Source organism: Citrobacter sp. wls716 (genome assembly GCF_005280975.1).
Taxonomy (GTDB): domain Bacteria; phylum Pseudomonadota; class Gammaproteobacteria; order Enterobacterales; family Enterobacteriaceae; genus Citrobacter; species Citrobacter youngae.
Window position 1 is genome coordinate 1 of sequence record NZ_SZWX01000014.1, and the last position, 18,955, is coordinate 18,955.

General features: G+C 52.2%; 19 protein-coding genes and 1 pseudogene. 11 read left to right on the forward strand and 9 right to left on the reverse strand.

The window, feature by feature from the left end; genetic code table 11:
* The coding region (locus tag FDX24_RS23505; RefSeq protein WP_212732642.1) for a hypothetical protein at window positions 1-218 on the forward strand (218 nt) is incomplete at its 5' end.
* A 195-nt stretch (window positions 219-413) separates the two neighbouring features.
* A complete protein-coding gene (locus FDX24_RS00680) occupies window positions 414-1,712 on the forward strand; it encodes an MFS transporter (RefSeq protein WP_121584935.1) in 1,299 nt (432 codons plus the stop codon).
* Here FDX24_RS00680 and FDX24_RS00685 read toward each other — a convergent pair.
* From FDX24_RS00685 to trxC, 5 genes are all read right to left on the reverse strand, one after another.
* A complete protein-coding gene (locus FDX24_RS00685) occupies window positions 1,709-2,032 on the reverse strand; it encodes a YfiM family lipoprotein (protein WP_048210876.1) in 324 nt (107 codons plus the stop codon). The genes FDX24_RS00680 and FDX24_RS00685 overlap by 4 nt on opposite strands.
* Before the next feature lie 44 nt (window positions 2,033-2,076).
* Window positions 2,077-3,432 (reverse strand): CDP-diacylglycerol--serine O-phosphatidyltransferase, encoded by a 1,356-nt coding sequence (pssA, locus tag FDX24_RS00690; RefSeq protein ID WP_048210877.1) that lies wholly within the window; start codon window positions 3,430-3,432, stop codon window positions 2,077-2,079.
* A 114-nt stretch (window positions 3,433-3,546) separates the two neighbouring features.
* The gene (gene pat / locus FDX24_RS00695; RefSeq protein ID WP_137363677.1) at window positions 3,547-6,207 is read right to left on the reverse strand and encodes a protein lysine acetyltransferase; all 2,661 of its coding nucleotides are present in this window, start codon (window positions 6,205-6,207) and stop codon (window positions 3,547-3,549) included.
* A gap of 36 nt (window positions 6,208-6,243) precedes the next feature.
* Window positions 6,244-6,942: a tRNA-uridine aminocarboxypropyltransferase gene (tapT, locus tag FDX24_RS00700; RefSeq protein WP_061068369.1), complete on the reverse strand. Its 699-nt coding sequence runs from the start codon at window positions 6,940-6,942 to the stop codon at window positions 6,244-6,246.
* A 69-nt stretch (window positions 6,943-7,011) separates the two neighbouring features.
* Window positions 7,012-7,431 (reverse strand): thioredoxin TrxC, encoded by a 420-nt coding sequence (gene trxC, locus FDX24_RS00705; RefSeq protein ID WP_003037559.1) that lies wholly within the window; start codon window positions 7,429-7,431, stop codon window positions 7,012-7,014.
* 207 nt (window positions 7,432-7,638) lie between these two features.
* Here trxC and FDX24_RS00710 point away from each other — a divergent pair, with 207 nt between their 5' ends.
* Complete coding sequence (locus FDX24_RS00710; protein WP_048210880.1) at window positions 7,639-8,718, forward strand: tRNA/rRNA methyltransferase; 1,080 nt, start codon at window positions 7,639-7,641, stop codon at window positions 8,716-8,718.
* Window positions 8,719-8,751: 33 nt separating this feature from the next.
* Here FDX24_RS00710 and ung read toward each other — a convergent pair whose 3' ends face one another.
* Complete coding sequence (gene ung, locus FDX24_RS00715; protein ID WP_003037561.1) at window positions 8,752-9,441, reverse strand: uracil-DNA glycosylase; 690 nt, start codon at window positions 9,439-9,441, stop codon at window positions 8,752-8,754.
* 318 nt (window positions 9,442-9,759) lie between these two features.
* Here ung and grcA point away from each other — a divergent pair, with 318 nt between their 5' ends.
* Window positions 9,760-10,143, forward strand: coding sequence for an autonomous glycyl radical cofactor GrcA (gene grcA / locus FDX24_RS00720; RefSeq protein ID WP_005121223.1), 384 nt, complete (start codon window positions 9,760-9,762; stop codon window positions 10,141-10,143).
* A 62-nt stretch (window positions 10,144-10,205) separates the two neighbouring features.
* Here the strand turns inward: grcA and eamB are convergent.
* Window positions 10,206-10,787, reverse strand: a pseudogene (eamB, locus tag FDX24_RS00725) (cysteine/O-acetylserine transporter); the annotation flags it as partial.
* A 102-nt stretch (window positions 10,788-10,889) separates the two neighbouring features.
* On the opposite strand from eamB, the gene FDX24_RS00730 reads away from it, so the two are divergent.
* Complete coding sequence (locus FDX24_RS00730; RefSeq protein WP_105242187.1) at window positions 10,890-11,786, forward strand: LysR family transcriptional regulator; 897 nt, start codon at window positions 10,890-10,892, stop codon at window positions 11,784-11,786.
* A 17-nt stretch (window positions 11,787-11,803) separates the two neighbouring features.
* Here FDX24_RS00730 and srmB read toward each other — a convergent pair whose 3' ends face one another.
* The gene (srmB, locus tag FDX24_RS00735) at window positions 11,804-13,132 is read right to left on the reverse strand and encodes an ATP-dependent RNA helicase SrmB (protein WP_061068367.1); all 1,329 of its coding nucleotides are present in this window, start codon (window positions 13,130-13,132) and stop codon (window positions 11,804-11,806) included.
* Window positions 13,133-13,262: 130 nt separating this feature from the next.
* Between srmB and trmN the strand changes: the two genes are divergently transcribed.
* Window positions 13,263-14,000, forward strand: a complete 738-nt coding sequence (gene trmN / locus FDX24_RS00740; protein ID WP_137363678.1) for a tRNA(1)(Val) (adenine(37)-N(6))-methyltransferase TrmN — start codon at window positions 13,263-13,265, stop codon at window positions 13,998-14,000.
* Here trmN and nadB read toward each other — a convergent pair.
* Window positions 13,985-15,607, reverse strand: a complete 1,623-nt coding sequence (gene nadB / locus FDX24_RS00745; protein WP_137363679.1) for an L-aspartate oxidase — start codon at window positions 15,605-15,607, stop codon at window positions 13,985-13,987. The two genes, trmN and nadB, sit on opposite strands and share 16 nt — an antisense overlap.
* 263 nt (window positions 15,608-15,870) lie before the next feature.
* Between nadB and rseD the strand changes: the two genes are divergently transcribed.
* From rseD to rseC, 5 genes are read left to right on the forward strand one after another with little or no spacing between them, the layout of a single operon-like run.
* Window positions 15,871-16,035, forward strand: coding sequence for a rpoE leader peptide RseD (rseD, locus tag FDX24_RS00750; RefSeq protein ID WP_124022090.1), 165 nt, complete (start codon window positions 15,871-15,873; stop codon window positions 16,033-16,035).
* Window positions 16,032-16,607 carry an RNA polymerase sigma factor RpoE gene (gene rpoE, locus FDX24_RS00755; protein ID WP_003037573.1) on the forward strand — a complete coding sequence of 192 codons (576 nt, stop codon included), beginning with the start codon at window positions 16,032-16,034 and terminating at the stop codon, window positions 16,605-16,607. Before rseD ends, rpoE begins: the two co-directional genes overlap by 4 nt.
* Before the next feature lie 31 nt (window positions 16,608-16,638).
* Window positions 16,639-17,289 carry an anti-sigma-E factor RseA gene (gene rseA, locus FDX24_RS00760; RefSeq protein WP_005130332.1) on the forward strand — a complete coding sequence of 217 codons (651 nt, stop codon included), beginning with the start codon at window positions 16,639-16,641 and terminating at the stop codon, window positions 17,287-17,289.
* Complete coding sequence (gene rseB, locus FDX24_RS00765) at window positions 17,289-18,245, forward strand: sigma-E factor regulatory protein RseB (protein WP_048210886.1); 957 nt, start codon at window positions 17,289-17,291, stop codon at window positions 18,243-18,245. Before rseA ends, rseB begins: the two co-directional genes overlap by 1 nt.
* Complete coding sequence (gene rseC / locus FDX24_RS00770; RefSeq protein WP_048210887.1) at window positions 18,242-18,706, forward strand: SoxR-reducing system protein RseC; 465 nt, start codon at window positions 18,242-18,244, stop codon at window positions 18,704-18,706. The genes rseB and rseC overlap by 4 nt, the downstream gene beginning before the upstream one ends.
* The last annotated feature ends 249 nt before the right edge of the window (window positions 18,707-18,955 follow it).

Genomic DNA, 18,955 nt, shown 5'->3' on the forward strand with positions numbered 1-18,955 from the left:
AAAGACCGGGCCTTTTGTTTTATCTGTGGTCTGTCGGTGAGCGCTCTCCTGAGCAGGACAAATCCGCCGGGAGCGGATTTGAACGTTGCGCAGCAACGGCCCGGAGGGTGGCGGGCAGGACGCCCGCCATAAACTGCCAGGCATCAATTAAAGTGAAGAAGCCCATCCTGACGGATGGGCTTCTTCACGTCTGTGCGGGGTGCACATTGCCGGATTAAGCGCAGCGCATCAGGCAATTCTGACAGCCAACCTGGTTCTCTTCCTTCGAACATTTCTTAATCCTTTTCCTGCTAATTAAAATCGTGATCTATCTCTCATAATAAATTGTAACAATTATATAACATTTAATTTACTAAAACAGACATGAAACGTCATTGATAGATTCATAAGATCCTGGCAGGGGTACAATTCTAATGGCTGATAGCAGTGTAACTGAGAACGGGGCGCTGGCAGATGGCGACACCCGTCGTCGTATATGGGCAATTGTTGGTGCATCGTCAGGGAATCTGGTTGAATGGTTTGATTTCTATATTTACTCTTTCTGCTCTCTCTACTTTGCTCATATCTTTTTTCCATCTGGAAACACCACCACGCAACTCTTACAAACTGCCGGCGTTTTTGCTGCAGGCTTTCTGATGCGGCCAATCGGGGGATGGCTTTTTGGTCGTATTGCGGATAAACACGGGCGTAAAAAGTCTATGCTGTTGTCTGTTTGTATGATGTGCATGGGATCGTTGGTGATCGCTTGTCTTCCGGGATATGAAACCATCGGCACCTGGGCTCCCGCGCTATTACTGCTGGCCAGATTATTCCAGGGGTTATCTGTTGGTGGGGAATACGGAACCAGCGCTACCTATATGAGTGAAGTAGCCGTTGAAGGTAAGAAAGGTTTTTATGCCTCATTCCAGTATGTGACGTTAATCGGCGGGCAGTTACTGGCATTGCTGGTTGTGGTCATATTACAGCAAACGTTAGAAGACTCGGCGCTAAGAGCGTGGGGTTGGCGTATTCCCTTTGCGCTGGGAGCCGTGCTGGCTATTGTTGCGCTATGGTTGCGTCGCCAGTTGGATGAAACCTCGAAACAGGATGTCCGTGCGTTGAAAGAAGCGGGTTCTCTGAAAGGGCTGTGGCGTAACCGCAAAGCCTTTCTTATGGTACTGGGATTCACCGCTGCTGGCTCGCTGTGTTTTTATACGTTTACGACCTACATGCAGAAATATCTGGTTAATACGGCTGGTATGCATGCCAACGTGGCCAGCGGCATTATGACAGCTGCATTGTGCGTGTTTATGCTGGTGCAACCGCTGTTCGGTGCGTTGTCAGATAAAATAGGCCGACGGACTTCAATGCTGTGTTTTGGCGCGTTAGCCGCGATTTTCACTGTTCCCATTTTGACCGCGTTGCAAAGCGTGACGTCTCCTTACATGGCGTTTGCCCTGGTGATGTGTGCCTTGTTGATCGTGAGTTTCTATACGTCAATTAGCGGTATTCTGAAGGCCGAAATGTTCCCGGCGCAGGTGCGTGCTCTGGGGGTTGGGTTATCTTATGCGGTGGCTAATGCTTTGTTTGGTGGTTCAGCCGAATATGTTGCGTTATCCCTGAAGTCTGTCGGCATGGAGACATCATTCTTCTGGTATGTCACCGTGATGGCGGTGGTCGCATTCCTGGTTTCGCTGATGTTACACAGTAAGGGAAAAGGTTTACGCCTCTAATGGTGTGCCAGTTGCCAAACGGTATAGCCGGTTGATGCGCCCGCCACATCCCAGGCAAAGTCTTTCCAGCTCCAGCCGCTCCCAGCGGGGCGGCTATCCCACAGCTCTTTTGATGCACCCAGGCTGACTGAGAACATCAAACCGATAGCTGCGCTACGATCGCGATTGTTTCCCTGATGCTGTGCATACTCGTTCCCCGCTGCGGCAAGCATGGCCGAGGCGATAAAGTGTTGAGCTTTGTCTTGCCCACTCCAGCTGTCGTTAGCCATGTGGCTACAACCGGAAAGAAGCAAAACACTGGCAAGAATACACAGACGCATCGTTGCCTCCATAGGAAAAACCCCGTCGCTGGACGGGGTCTTGATTACAGAATACGGCTGATTAATCTGTCGATTCGAATACGGCGTAATCGACGGATGAGCTTACGTACTTTGACTGGATAGTCGGCAATGCTCTGCAGGTCGCGATAGTGTTTCACGACGGTGGTGTGCGTGCGGATAAGCTCCAGCTCTTTATCACGCTGAGGAGTCAGTTCCTGCTGGGGATCATGGATAAGAATGGCGTTTTCCAAATCCAGCCGCCAGGCGCGGGGGTTAAGATTATTGCCGGTAAGCAGCATCCATTTATCATCAACCCACATGCCTTTCAGATGATAGGTGTTGTCATCATCTTTCCATAAGCGCACGACCAACTGGTCGGTATTCACGTAATACTGCAGTCTGCTCAGGAAACGGCGCAGATTTATTTCATACAGATAAGGCAGCGCACCGATGATCTTGAATGGCTCATCTTCCGGAATGAAGAAGTCGTTGGCGGTTTTATCACCGACAATGATTTCGACCTTTTTCCCTTCACGCAGTAGTTGAATGATATTGCGCACCAGGATGGCTGGTAGGTTGAAATAAGGCGTACAAATGGTGAGTTTGTGCTCCGCGCAGGGCATGAGGTGGAAAATAGTCTTATTTAACAGACTGGATTTTCCGAGCCCAACCAGCGGCGTGACCGAAAGCTGTTCGTTATCCGCATCACCCTGAAAATGGAAGGATGCATCGCGCAATTCCTGACGGTACAGGCGGATATCATTTTTAATTTCCGGGCTTTTAGGACGATGGATATCATCGAGACGATTAACGCCGCGCCCATTCATCAGATTCTGCGTAACCCAATCGTACATTATATCGGCCATCTTCGCGTTGCGAATCAGCTGATAGCGGTCATAGCGGTATTTATCATGTTGGTGTAAGTAAACATCGTTCAGACTGGCCCCGCTATACAGGACGCTATCATCAATGATAAAGCCTTTAAAATGCAGAACACCAAGCGCTTCACGGGTGTTAATTGGCACGCCGTAGACAGGGATATCGATACCAGGATTTTCTTGCGCCATGCGGCAATACCAGTCAGCGTTGGTATTGGATGCCGCAACACCAATGCGTCCACGCTGGGCTCGATGCCAGTCGACAAGCACCCGGATATCCAGTTCAGGACGCTGCCGCTTTGCCGCATAGAGCGCGTCGAGTATGCCTTTACCGCCGTCATCCTGTTCCAGGTACAGCGCAATAATGCAGATCCGTCGCGTCGCGCTGGCTATTTTCTCCAGCAGAGTCTCCCTGAAATTTGCGGGAGCATAAAAGAAATCTACATCATCAACTGACTGAGAAATCTTAGGTAGTTGGGCAAGGTGTTGTTGATGTTTATTACGCTTAAATTTTGACAACATCACAGTGCATTTCTTCTCTGTTCATTGAAGGGTCCTCTGTGCTTTGCAGACGACATAAGCGGGCAATGATACCACCAGTACCCATTAATGTGGTCAACATTTCCAGTACCTTACTCACGATTCCTCATATTGGGCCAGATTCAGCGTTAGCCCAACAATTCCCTCTTCGAGCTGGACATCGACATCAAACCCGAGTTTTCGGGCCAGGGCGACCATCCCCCGATTGTTTGGCATCGTAATACCATTTAAACGTCTAAGTCCGTGATCTCGGGTGTATGCAATCAACTTTTCCATCAACCGACGACCTAAGCCCAGCCCTTTGAGGTCAGAACGAACCAGCACGGCAAACTCGGCGTCAACGTTATCAGGATCCGAGATTGCTCGCGTTACGCCGAGGATCTCTTGCTGATTATCTTTACAGCGTACTGCCACAAAGGCCATTTCCCGATCGTAGTCGATCTGTGTCATATTGGCTAAATCTTCGTGGGTAAATTCGTTTATCTCACTGAAATAGCGATAATAAAGATCTTCTTTCGTTACCTGAGATATGAACTGCTGCAGATGAGGCTCGTCCTCCGGCAAAATGGGACGGAACAGGCAGCGATCGCCATTTTTCAACTCCACCCATTCTTCAAGCTGATGGGGATAAGGGCGTACCGCCAGCCTGCTTTCGTTATCGCCCGTGAAAGGGGCAATATCCAGTGTGACGTCCAGTGCAGTAAATTCCCCAGCAGAGGCCAGTAGAGGATGGATATCCAGGCGCTGAATTTCCGGACAATCGACGATCAGGTTGGAGACCTGGACCAACAGTTGGCTTAAACCTGCAATATCTAAGGGCCGTAGTGCGCTGCGAGCGCGGATCTTTTTGTTTTTGATCCCCTGGATCACCAGATAACGCGCCAGATTCATGTTCAATGGCGGCAAGGCCACCACGGCTTGCTCGTCTGGACGCCACTCAACCCCGCCTTCGCCCAGCATAATCAACGGGCCAAACACAGGGTCATGTTCAACGACGACGCGCAGTTCCTGAGCGCCAGCGCGATTTGCCATACTTTGTACTAATAAACCGTGAATGCGCGCCTGCGGCCAGGCCATTTTTACCCGATCAAAAATCGCATTGGCAGCCTGCTGCACTTCTGTTGCTGTACGCAGGTAGAGCATTACCCCCTGAACTTCCGATTTATGCGGGATATCAGGAGAACGCAGCTTCAGTGCTACCGGGTAACCGATTTGTTCTGCGATGTGTACGGCTTCTGCACTGTCGCTGGCGATCCATGTCGGCAGTGTGTGTAAGCCATAGGCGTGTAAAATCGGCTGAACTTCATGAGTATCCAGCGACGTTGCGCCTTCTGCAATCGCCTGCTGTAACAGACTATGCGCTTCGGCGGTGTTAGTGGTCAGGCTATCGGGTAGGGCTGGTGTTTCTCGCAGTTGCTTCTGGTTACGCCGATATTCGACCATATGCATGAAGGCCGTAATGGTACCTTCCGGCGTACGATAGGTGGGTAATCCGGCTTCACTAAACAGCCTGCGGGCTTCCTGGGATGAAAACTCGCCGCACCAGTTGGTCAGCAACGAGACGAACTTGCCGCGCGGATGACGCTTTACCGCTTCGATCAACACCTGCGCGCTTTCGGTTCCGGGGGCGGCTGCGCTGGGTGAGTGAATCACCATCAGTGCGTCGAAATCCTGACTGGCGAGTAAAATATCCAGTGCCTTGACGTAATGTTCGCTGCTGGCATCATCACGCAGATCCAGTGGGTTGGCGATATCCACGTGAGCAGGTAGGGCATCGCGTAATTTCTGGCAGGTTTCTTCACTCAGCGCGGCCAGCTTACCGTTTCGCGACCACAGTTCATCTAATGCCAGCGCCGCGGGAGCGGCTCCATTGCTGATGATCATCAGCCTGTCGCCACGTAGCGGACGCATGTGGCTCAGGGTTTCGACTGCCGAGAAAAGCTCATGAGTGTCCTGAACGCGCAATAAACCAGCGCGTTGAATCGCCGCATCCCAGGCCGGGTCCATTCCGGCGCTGGTATGCAGTAAACGCTGTGCTGCGGGACTACGACCGCTTTTAATCACCAGAATAGGTTTATTGCGCGAGGCGCTACGGGCGGCGGAAACAAAGCGCCTTGCATCGCTTAAATGTTCGAGGTAGAGCAATATCGCGCTGGTTTTGCTGTCGCGGGCCAGGTAATCCAGCAACTCATCAACGTCTATATCCAGGCTGTCACCCAGCGCGATAAACCAGGAAAAACCCATGTCGCGCTGCTGCGCCCAGTCCAGAATGGTGTTGGAAATCGCCGCCGACTGGGAAATAAATGCCAGCTTGCCGCGCTTGATGGGGACGGGGGAAAAGCTGGCGTTAAGCCCCTGCCAGGGCGCGAGAAGTCCCAGACTGTTGGGCCCCAGCAGACGTATGTTGTAGCGTGATGCACAGGCCAGCAGCTCCGCGTGTTGCGCCGTGGGAGCCGAGAGAATAATGCAGGTTTTGCAGCCTTTCTCGCCAAGTGCTTCGAGCAACGTCAGGTTGCGGCTGGCATTGGTGCACAACACGGCGAGATCGGGGCTAAAAGGCAGGCTGCTGATATTGGGCCAGGCCAGTACGCCCAACACGGCTTTCCAGGCGGGGGTCACTGGTAAAACGGGGCCGTTGAACCCTCCTGCCAGCAGGTTACGCATCATCAGGTATCCTGCTCGATTGGGCTTCATTGACGCCCCAATCACGGCAATGGATTTCGGTCGCAGTAGCGCTTCCAGACCACGTTGACTCATATCGGCTTCCTTAATGACTCCAGTGACCGAATGATTTTAAACGCTTTCTGTTGAGTCTGCTGTGACGCTTCCCTGATGTTGAGTTTTTCCTGCCAGGTAGCGTGTTTTAAAGCGCGTGAAGTGCTCACCTAATCCTTCGGCTGCCTGCGTATCACCTGCCAGATCCAGTAAAGCAATTGCCACTTCGGCAGTGCAATATTGCCCCTCGGCATGGACTTCGCGCAGATGGTAAGCGGAGAGGCGTGATAAATCGACGGAGATCACCGGCAGGTTATCAAGGTACGGGCTTTTGCGGAACATTTTGCGTGCTTCTGGCCAGGTGCCATCAAGCATAATGAATAGCGGTGGTTTACCGGCTGGTGGTGTGAAAATGACCTCACGCCCCTCGTCGGCATAAGATGCCGGGAATACGACCATCGGCTGATAATCCGGATTTTTCACCAGTTCAAGCAGCGCCTGCGGTGGCTCGGTGCGTGACCACTGAAAAGCCGTTGTTTCGGGCAGAATATCAGCAATTAAACGCCCGGTATTGCTGGGCTTCATCGGTTCGGTATCAAACATCACCAGGCAAAAACGGCTTTTCGCCTGAGCTGGCGTCAGCGTTTCACACAGGCACAGTTTCAGCGGCAGCAGGCAGCGCTGACAGCGACGGATGCGATTACCTCGGGCAAGAAAAGGGCGCGTGGCGCGAGCAAGACGCTCGGCACGTAACTGGAGAACGGCGTTATTGGTCATCGGGAAGCACGTTGAAAAATGCTATTGTCTCAGAGGACAAAACGGGGCACAAGATGTGCCCCGCAGAGTTTATAATGATTCGTTAAGCCAGCTATCAAACGGAGCCTTAGGTACGGCGCCATTAAGCATGTCGACGATTTCACCTTTTCTGAAGATCATGATGGTCGGGATGCTGCGGATACCGAAGCGGGCGCTGAGCTCACGTTCGGCTTCCGTATTCACTTTAACAAAACGTACTTTACCGCTACGTTCTTCCGCGACATCTTCAAAAATCGGGGCGAAGTTACGACATGGACCACACCAGGGGGCCCAAAAGTCAACGACCACCGGGAGATCGTCTTTTAACAGTTTATCCAGTGTTTCACCGGTCGCATTGATCACCTCCCCATCAAACAGGTCGTGACCACAGCGTCCGCATTTAGCCGCTTCCTGGACACGATCGTCGGGGATGCGGTTGATAGCCTGGCAGCTGGTACAAACGGTATTCATAACTAACCTCTGGATGAGTGGAGTGGACTTCACGGCAGTAACGCCAGTATGTTTCTATTATGTTACATATTATCGGGGAGTCTGTTCTAAACAACAATGCGTTTTATTCAATGAGTACAATAGTCCTTAGCTTTTAAATGAAATAATGGCTAACGACGTGCACATCGGGTAATCTGCGCGCTTCGCGCAGAGCAGGTGGAGAAAAACATGAGCGACGAACTGAAGAACAAAAACGGCAAGGTCAAAGTGATGTACGTCCGCAGTGACGATGACTCGGATAAACGCACCCAAAATCCACGTACTGGTAAAGGCGGCGGTCGCCCCGGTACTTCCCGAGCCGAAGGCGGTCGTCGCCCTGCCCGTGATGACAGAAAGGGTCCGAACAGCGAACGAGGCCGTGAACGTGGTCGTGACCGCGATGTTGAACGCGATCGTAAACGTGAAGATTCGCCATGGCGTACCGTGTCCCGCGCCCCGAGTGATGACGCAGCGGAAAAAGCCGATCACGGCGGTATCAGCGGCAAAAGCTTTATTGATCCGGAAGTATTACGTCGCCAGCGCGCGGAAGAAACTCGCGTTTACGGTGAGAATGCCTGTCAGGCTCTGTTCCAGAGTCGTCCGGACGCTATCGTCCGCGCCTGGTTTGTTCAGAGCGTCACCCCGCGCTTTAAAGAAGCATTACGCTGGATGGCGGCAAACCGCAAAGCCTACCACGTGGTTGACGAAGCCGAACTGGCGAAGGCCTCCGGCACTGAACACCACGGTGGTGTCTGTTTCCTGATTAAAAAACGTAACGGTACCACCGTTAAGCAGTGGGTTGGTCAGGCGGGTGCGCAGGATTGCGTACTGGCGCTGGAAGATATCGCCAACCCGCATAACCTGGGCGGTATGATGCGTAGCTGCGCACACTTCGGTGTGAAAGGCGTGGTGGTGCAGGATGCGGCGCTGCTGGAATCGGGTGCGGCTATCCGTACCGCTGAAGGGGGGGCTGAGCACGTTCAGCCGATTACCGGTGACAGTATTGTCGACGTGCTGGACGATTTCCGTAACGCGGGTTACACGATAGTGATGACCTCAAGCGTGAAAGGTAAACCGCTGTTTACGACCACGCTGCCGGAAAAAATGGTGCTGGTATTAGGGCGTGAGCGTGAAGCTCTGCCGGAAGCGGCATGCTCAGCCGACGATTTGTGCGTAGCGATTGACGGTACCGGCAACGTAGAAACGCTTAACGTTTCTGTTGCGACCGGCGTGCTGCTCGCGGAGTGGTGGCGTCAGAACAAAGCCTGATAATAAAAATGCCAGCGAATCGCTGGCATTTTTTTACTCGCTTTCTGCGGGTAATACCGGCATCCAGTCAATCGGTTTTTCACCTCGTTGTTCCAGCCATTCATTAGCCAGTACAAAGTGATTGCAGCCAAAGAAACCGCGATGTGCAGAGAGCGGTGATGGGTGTGGCGCTTTCAACACATGGTGACGCTGCGCATCAATAATCGCGCCTTTCTTCTGAGCATGTGAACCCCAGAGCAGGAAAACCACACCTTCCCGATGTTGGTTAATCAGGCTGATGACTTTATCAGTAAACGTTTCCCATCCCAGACTGGCATGCGAATGCGCCTGACCCGCCCGAACGGTGAGAACGGTGTTGAGTAACAATACGCCCTGGCGTGCCCAGCTTTCCAGGTATCCATGTGTCGGACGGGTAAATCCCGGGATGGTGGCTTCCAGCTCTTTATACATGTTCAGTAGTGACGGCGGAGTGGCGATGCCAGGGCGTACAGAGAAGGCGAGACCGTGTGCCTGGCCTGGGCCGTGGTAGGGATCTTGTCCCAGAATGACAACTTTAACGTCGCCAAGCTCAGTAAAGCGAAACGCGTTAAACACATCTTTTTGCGGTGGATAGATTGTCATACCCGACTGACGCTCGCCGGCAACGGTATGCAGCGTGTTAACAAAGTAAGGCTGCTGTTTCTCTTCAGCCAGCACATCGTGCCAGGTTAATTCGGTGGCCATCTCGCTCTCCTGCGATTTTTTCAATCCCCATAGCTTAACTGCTTCTTTCAACGGCGCAAAATTCTGCACGTTTCTCAAAGCGCTACCTATTAAAGATAGTTGAAAATTTATGTAAAAAGTTTACCCGTGCATATGGTGTAAGTTGATGTAAAACAATAAAATCCACCTATCACCACTTTTCATGTGTGGTTTTTGTTGATTTAAATCAAAGATTCAAGGGTGTGTGAGGGGTATATATACACTCAAGCAACAATGGTTTTACCAATTGGCCGGATGAGGCCAACCGAAATCAAATAATTTTGCCGGGGAGGCATCAACATGATTACAGGTATCCAGATTACTAAAGCTGCAAACGACGACCTGCTGAACTCTTTCTGGCTGCTGGACAGCGAAAAAGGCGAAGCACGCTGCATCGTTGCGAAAGCAGGTTTCAATGCTGATGACGTCGTTGCCGTCAGCAAACTGGGCGAAATCGAATACCGTGAAGTACCGGTAGATGTACAGCCAGAAGTTCGTGTAGAAGGTGGTCAGCACCTGAACGTTAACGTTCTGCGTCGTGAAACACTGGAAGATGCAGTTAAGCACCCGGAAAAATATCCGCAGCTGACCATCCGTGTTTCTGGTTATGCAGTGCGTTTCAACTCTCTGACCCCAGAGCAGCAGCGCGACGTTATTGCTCGTACCTTTACTGAGAGCCTGTAAGGCTCGCGGGGAATAACCCCGTTCAGCAGAGAATCTACAAGCGGAAGACGCCAGTGCGTCTTCCAAATCCTCACCGCACAATACACCAACAGTAATGCCAGAATGATATTCAACTGCCGACCGTAACGGCGAAAGATGCGCTGAAAAAGATGGCCCGCCAGCGCCCAACAGGCATTCCCGAAGGTGCCGATGAGCGCCAGCAGAATACTCACTCCAATCAACCAGTGCGCGTCCTGTGTATACGGCAATACAAATGTGGATAACGCGGTAATGCCGTACAAAATGATTTTGACGTTCACAAACTGCAAACCAAAACTCGCCCAAAAGCTAATCGGTTCCGCCTGCAGGCTATCGTTTGAGGCTGGGCTGGTGGCGATTTTCAGCGCCAGCCATAAAATGTAGGCTGCCCCTGCCCAACTCAGCCAATGAATAATAGCCGGATCCAGGACGGCCAGCGAAAACGAGATCCCGGCGCACAGCAGCATGACGATTAAAAAGCCCAGACTCATTCCGGCCAGAACACGCGTGCTTTGACGTAAGCCATGTGATGTCGCCGCACTCAGCGCGAGGATATTATTCGGGCCGGGTGTTAGCGCAGTAATCAGTGTATAGGTCCAGAATGCACTTAAAAGCATGGGGGTCACTTGTTATCTCCTCTGTTTTAGCAGACAGTACCCGAGATATAAGGTTTAAAAAAATGAATTTTTTTGCATTTTGAATTCGATAATTTCGATAGGTTGGTGAGGATGGATTTACGTCGGTTTATTACGTTAAAAACGGTAGTGGAAGAGGGCTCATTCCTTCGGGCTTCACAAAAGCTTTGCTGTACGCAATCAACCGTAACGTTTCATATTCAACAGCTTGAACAAGAACTCTCAGTACAGCTATTCGAAAAAATTGGCCGGCGGATGTGTCTCACCAGTGAGGGCAAACGGCTGATGCCGCATATACATGACCTGACGCGTGTGATGGCATCGATCCGTCAGACGGTGCAACAAGATGCACAGCCGAGCGGCGATCTCCGCGTCGCAACCGGAGAAACGTTACTGGCCTATAAAATGCCGCAGGTTTTACAGCGCTTTAAACAACGCGCTCCCAATGTTCGGTTGTCCCTACAGTCGCTCAATTGTTATGTCATTCGTGATGCCCTGCTGGACGATGAGGTTGATCTGGGTGTGTTTTATCGGGTTGGGAATGATGAGGCGCTTGAGATGCTGTCACTGGGTGAACAGTCACTGGCGCTGGTCGCCTCTCCGGCTCTTCAGGATGTTGATTTCACTCAGCATAATCAGCATATTCCCTGCAGTTTTATCATTAATGAACCGCAATGTATTTTTAGACAGCGTTTTGAAAGTCTGCTGCGTAAGCGGCAGATAACGCTGGAAAATACTATTGAGCTATGGAGTATCGAAAGCATCAAGCAGTGCGTCTCTGCGAATCTTGGTGTCAGTTTTTTACCGCGGTTTACCGTTGAGAAGGAATTACACTCAGGAGAATTAATCGAGTTGCCGTTCAGTGAAAAGCCTGAATTGATTACCGCATTGTGCGCACATCATGCCGGAAAAGTCGTTAGCCCGGCGATACGGGTTTTTATGGAATGTATTACAGAGAGCTTTGCTGCGCATGAAAAAATGCCGGGCTAAACGGCCCGGCATTCGGTTTACTCTTTGTCGGACTGCTGGGTAGCAGCTCCGCTCGGCTTACGACGTTTGCCGATATTTTTGGCGTCGCGGTGACGTTTTTTCACCCGCGGCTTCTCTTTCTCTTTCGCTTTTTTCTCGGCGCGCTTCGCCAGCACTTTCTTGGATGGCTTACCGTTGGATTTCTCACTTGGCGCGCGCGTGGTTGGACGCAGTTCGTCGATGACGCGTGCTTTCAGCGGCTCGTCAATATAGCGGCTCGCTTTGCCGAGCAGCAGGTGGTCATGCGCTTCAACCAAAGAGATTGCAGTACCTTTACGCCCGGCACGACCGGTACGACCAATGCGGTGCAGATAGGCATCGCCACTGCGCGGCATGTCGAAGTTAAACACGTGGCTGACGTCAGGAATATCGATCCCGCGAGCGGCAACGTCGGTGGCTACCAGCACGTTCACGCGACCATCGGTCAGGCGTTTGATCGCTTCGTTACGTTTGTTCTGCACCATCTCGCCTTCGAGATAGCAGTTATTAATGCCTGCCTGGCGCAGCCAGCCAGCCAGCTCGTGCACACGTTCGCGTTTGCGTACAAAGACAATTGAGCGGGTCGCTTCCGGCTGTTTTAACAGATGGATCAGCAGGGCAGTTTTGTGCTCGATATCATCGGCACGGTAGTAAAACTGATGGATCTTCTTGCGTTCGCGGGTGGACGGATCTGCCGAGACTTCGACAGGATCTTCCAGCAGACGCTCGGCAAAATCTTTGATCGCATCGCCTTCCAGGGTGGCGGAGAACAGCATCGTTTGCTTACGCCAGCGGGTTTCACCGGCGATATGTTCGATGTCCTGGGCAAAGCCCATGTCCAGCATACGGTCTGCTTCATCGAGGATCAGCGTTTCAACTGCATGGCAGTCGAAGTTCTCTTCTTTAATGTATTGCAGCAGACGACCAGTGGTGGCGACCACGATGTCCTGGTTTTCGCTAAAGACTTCCATGTGGTTCATGTAAGCCACGCCGCCGGTAATGGTGGCAATATCCAGATGCGTATTTTTGGCCAATTCACGGGCGTGTTCGGCAACCTGCATCGCCAGTTCGCGCGTCGGTGTCAGGATTAAAATGCGCGGTGGACCTGATTTCTTGCGCGGGAAGTCGAGCAAGTGCTGCAACGCTGGCAGCAAATATGCCGCCGTTTTACCGGTGCCTGTCGGCGCAGAACCGAGTACATCACGGCCATCGAGCGCAGGCGGAATGGCGGCAGCCTGAATGGCGGTCGGGCGAGTGAAACCTTTTTCCTGGAGGGCTTCCAGCAGGCTTTCATCGAGTTCAAGTTCGGAAAAAGTCGTTACAGTCATGTTCTACCTCTGAGTGGGGCGCTGATTATAGACGTTACGGCTGCAATCTTCATCTGTTTGTATGGATATACCTTCTCAGGTATTGTTTTTATCCTATGTTATCGTTTTTTTTCCAGGAAGGTTGTTCTTCATGCCCCAGTCTACATCCGTACTTAGACGTAATGGATTTACTTTTAAGCAGTTTTTTGTGGCACACGATCGTTGTGCAATGAAAGTCGGAACGGACGGCATTTTATTGGGAGCCTGGGCCCCCGTTGCGGGCGTAAAGCGGATCCTGGATATTGGTACCGGGAGCGGCCTGCTGGCGCTGATGCTGGCCCAGCGCACTGAGGAAAACGTCATCATTGACGCCGTGGAGCTTGATGTCGACGCCGCGCAGCAGGCGCAGGAGAACATCGCGCAATCTCCGTGGATGCATCGTGTGAACGTGCATACGGAAGATGCCCAGCAGTGGATACCGCGCCAGACCGTGCGTTTTGATTTGATAATCAGCAATCCTCCCTATTATGAACAGGGCGTGGAATGTGCTACGCCGCAGCGCGAGCAGGCACGCTACACCACCACGCTCGATCATCAGGCACTGCTTACGCTGGCGGCGGACAGCATTACGGAAGAAGGCTTTTTTTGTGTGGTGCTACCGGAGCAGATTGGTAACGCATTTACTCAGCAGGCACTTGGCATGGGCTGGCATCTGCGATTGCGCACAGATGTAGCAGAAACCGAGGCCCGTCTACCGCATCGGGTATTGCTGGCATTCTCCCCGCAGGCCGGGGAGTGCTTTAGCGACAGGTTGGTTATCCGTGGGCCAGACCAGCGTTACTCTGAAGGTTATACGGCGCTGACCCAGGCATTCTATCTGTTTATGTGATGACTGAGCGGCGAGAGAATTGACGGGCCCGCCTCTGGAAGCTGTTCTGGATAATCCAGCGTGTAGTGCAGGCCCCGACTCTCTTTGCGCATCATCGCGCAGCGGACAATCAGCTCGGCAACCTGCACCAGATTGCGCAGCTCCAGTAGGTTGTTCGACACACGGAAATGGGCGTAATACTCGTCGATTTCCTGTTGCAGCATGGTGATACGGCGCAGGGCGCGCTCCAGACGTTTAGTGGTGCGCACGATGCCGACGTAATCCCACATAAACAGCCGCAGCTCATGCCAGTTATGCTGAATGACAACCAACTCATCCGGGTTTTCTACCCGGCTTTCATCCCAACCCGGGAGCGAGTTAACGCCGCGGGCATAAGGCATTCTGCGGTCAATATCTTCCGCCGCAGACCAGCCATACACCAGACACTCCAGCAGCGAGTTCGACGCCATGCGGTTGGCGCCATGCAGGCCGGTATAACTCACTTCGCCGATCGCATACAGCCCGTCGACATCTGTACGACCAAAGTCATCAACCATCACGCCGCCGCAGGTATAGTGCGCGGCAGGAACGATAGGGACCGGCTCTTTGGTCAGATCGATGCCCAGTCCCAGCAATTTTTCGTAAATCATCGGGAAATGCTGGCGAACAAACTCTTCGGGCTTATGGCTGATGTCGAGGAACATACAGTCAGCGCCGAGGCGCTTCATTTCGTGGTCGATGGCACGGGCGACAATATCACGTGGGGCCAGCTCGCCGCGCTTGTCAAAGTCGGGCATAAAGCGTGAGCCATCCGGGCGTTTCAGGTGTGCGCCTTCGCCGCGAAGCGCTTCAGTCAGCAGAAAATTGCGCGCCTGTGGATGATACAGCGCGGTTGGGTGAAATTGGTTAAATTCCAGATTGGCGACGCGGCATCCTGCGCGCCAGGCCATCGCAATACCGTCGCCCGAAGAAATATCCGGATTGGTGGTGTATTGATACACTTTAGAAGCGCCGCCAGTGGCCAACACTACCGACTTCGCATGGCAGGTCTCAACGGTTTCTTTATTACGATTCCAGATCCAGGCTCCGACAACCCGACGTGTTCCCGGCAGGCCAATTTTATCAGAGACAATCAGGTCCACGGCGTTACTGCGCTCCAGTACCCGAATATTCGGATGACTTTGCGCCTGGCTGACCAATGTGGTTTCGACCTCTTTACCAGTGGCATCTGCCGCATGCAGGATTCGTCGATGGCTATGGCCGCCTTCTCGGGTCAGATGATAGCTCTCTTCGCCATTGGGTTGAACCTGAGTATCAAATAAGACGCCTTGATCAATTAGCCACTGGACACACGAGCGGGCGTTACTGGCTACAAACTCAACGGCATGACGATCGCAAAGACCGGCCCCTGCAATCAGCGTGTCTTCAACGTGGGAGTCAATGCTGTCGGTTTCATCGAAAACAGCGGCGATGCCACCCTGAGCATAAAATGTCGAGCCTTCACTAACTGGCCCTTTGCTCAGGACAATGACCTGATGTTTTTCAGCCAGGCGTAGCGCCAGTGAGAGTCCGGCAGCCCCGCTGCCAATGATCAGCACGTCACAGGATAATTCGGGAGTCGTATTCATGATTTTTGTTTAATTTACTAAACAGTGTTCGTTCACCATAGCACCATACTGCGCGATACTGCACGTTTTATTTTCAACTGTGTTGCAATGGCTAAACACAGGGGAAGAGAATGTGGATGAGTGAAAGAGCAAAAATATTTTGTGAAGCAGGCCGTTAGCATCAGATTATGAGGTGAAATAAAGTGGCTGTTGGGTTACTCTGCTGGCGGTGAAATGGGCATTTCTATACAGATAGTGCGTTGATCGGGTTATGTAGACTTATAATGAGAGATAAGACCTGTCTACAACATGACAAACAAAAACAAATGCGTAACGGAACTTTACGAAACTTGAGCACTCTAAGCTTTTGCTTGCTCATAGTGAAGCTTATGGAGTGGCGTTTCGAAAGCGCGTGGAAATTTGGTTTGGGGAGACTTTACCTCGGATGAGCGAGCAGTTAACGGACCAGGTCCTGGTTGAACGGGTCCAGAAGGGAGATCAGAAAGCCTTTAACTTACTGGTGGTTCGCTACCAGCATAAAGTGGCGAGTCTGGTTTCCCGCTATGTACCGTCGGGCGATGTTCCCGATGTTGTACAAGAAGCATTTATCAAGGCCTATCGTGCGCTGGACTCGTTCCGGGGAGATAGTGCTTTTTATACCTGGCTGTATCGTATTGCGGTCAATACAGCGAAGAATTACCTGGTCGCTCAGGGGCGTCGTCCACCTTCCAGTGATATAGATGCGATAGAAGCAGAAAATTACGAAAGTGGCGGTGCGCTGAAAGAAATTTCGAACCCTGAGAACTTAATGTTGTCAGAAGAACTGAGACAGATAGTTTTCCGAACTATTGAGTCCCTCCCGGAAGATTTACGCATGGCAATAACCTTGCGGGAGCTGGATGGCCTGAGCTATGAAGAGATAGCCGCTATCATGGATTGTCCGGTGGGTACGGTGCGTTCACGTATCTTCCGAGCGAGGGAAGCTATTGATAATAAAGTTCAACCGCTTATCAGGCGTTGACGATAGCGGGATACTGGAAAAGGTATTAGGCATGCAGAAAGAAAAACTTTCCGCTTTAATGGATGGCGAAACGCTGGACACTGAGTTGCTCAAAGAGTTGGCTCATGACCCGGAAATGCAAAAAACCTGGGAGAGTTATCACCTGATTCGCGATTCCATGCGAGGTGATACCGCCGACGTTCTCCATTTCGATATTTCCGACCGCGTAATGGCTGCTATCGCAGATGAGCCAGTACGTCAGGCGGTGCCATTGATCCCTGAGGCCCAGCCAGCACCGCATCAGTGGCAGAAAATGCCATTCTGGAAGAAAATGCGTCCGTGGGCTGCGCAGCTTACCCAAATGGGTGTGGCCGCGTGTGTATCACTTGCAGTTATTGTTGGCGTCCAGCACTATAATGGACAATCTGAAACGTCCCAGCAGCCCGAAACGCCGGTATTTAATACATTACCGATGATGGGTAAAGCCAGTCCGGTGAGCCTGGGTGTACCTTCTGACGCGACTGCCAGCGGCGGTCAGCAACAGCAGGTACAGGAGCAGCGTCGTCGTATTAATGCCATGTTGCAGGATTACGAACTGCAACGTCGACTGCACTCCGAACAGCTTCAGTTTGAGCAGGCGCAAACACAGCAAGCCGCTGTCCAGGTGCCAGGAATTCAAACTTTAGGAACGCAATCGCAGTAATGAAGCAACTTTGGTTTGCCATGTCACTTGTGGCTGGTAGCCTGTTCTTCTCTGTAAACGCCTCGGCCAATCCTGCGTCCGGGGCGTTGTTGCAGCAGATGAATCTGGCCAGCCAGTCGCTCACCTATGAGCTGTCATTTGTCAGCATCAATAAGCAGGGCGTTGAATCCCTACGTTATCGCCATGCCCGCCAGGACAACCGCCCTCTTGCACAGTTGTTGCAAATGGATGGACCGCGTCGGGAAGTGGTGCAACGTGGCAACGAAATCAGTTACTTTGAGCCAGGACTCGAACCGTTCACGCTGAATGGCGACTATATTGTTGATTCTCTGCCATCCCTGATTTACACCGATTTTAAACGTCTTGCACCCTACTATGATTTTATCGCGGTAGGACGCACGCGTATTGCCGACCGACTCTGTGAAGTTATCCGCGTGGTAGCGCGTGACGGTACGCGTTACAGCTACATCGTCTGGATGGACACCGAAACCAAGCTGCCAATGCGTGTCGATCTCCTCGATCGGGATGGCGAAACGCTTGAACAATTCCGCGTTATCGCCTTTACCGTCAATAACGGGGTTAGCGACAGCATGCAGACGCTGGCGAAAGCAAATCTTCCGCCGTTATTGTCAGTTCCTGCGGGGGAGAAAACGAACTTCAACTGGAGTCCATCGTGGTTACCGCAAGGCTTCAGCGAGGTTTCCAGCAGTCGACGCCCGCTGCCGACAATGGATAACATGCCGATTGAATCGCGCCTGTATTCTGATGGCCTGTTCAGTTTTTCTGTGAACGTGAACCGCGCGTCGCAAAACAGCGCCGATCAACTGCTGCGTACCGGACGTCGAACGGTCAGTACTACCGTGCGGGATAATGCCGAAATCACTATTGTCGGTGAGCTTCCGCCGCAAACGGCGAAGCGTATCGCGGACAATATTAAGTTCAGGGCAGCACAATGATTAAAGAGTGGGCAACAGTCGTCTCCTGGCAAAATGGCCTGGCGACGGTCAGCTGCGATGTTAAAGCATCGTGTAGCAGCTGCGCGTCGCGGGCTGGATGCGGCAGTCGTGTGCTGAACAAACTGGGGCCGCAAACAACGCATACTATCGTGGTACCCAGCGATGAACCGCTGACGCCTGGGCAGAAAGTTGAACTGGGTATTGCCGAAGGGAGCCTGTTAGGCTCGGCGATGCTGGTTTATATGTCTCCGCTGGCGGGACTCTTTATTTTTGCTGCGCTGTTTCAGGTGCTGTTTGGCAGCGATATCGCCGCACTCAGCGGGGCGATACTGGGCGGTGTGGGGGGATTCCTGATTGCGCGAGGATATTCCCGTAAGCTTGCTGAGCGCGAAGCCTGGCAACCGGTTATTCTCAACGTAGCTCTCCCGCCCGATCTGATTCGTGTTGAAACCCCGCAGTGATATCTTTGCCTGATGGCGCTGCGCTTATCAGGCCTACAGCGTCCTCAGATGCAAAGGTAGGCCGGATAAGGCGTTTATGCCGCCATCCGGCAAAAGTTTCACTGACTTTGCAAAGTTGTTTCCAGTTCCCGCTATCCTTGCTCTATGAACATTTCCTCGCCTCAGCGATGTAGTGTAGAATGCGGCGTTTCACTAAAACAGACGTTAAGCTCAGAACAGCGACTTCTCAGAGCCTGCCCAGGCAGGCGT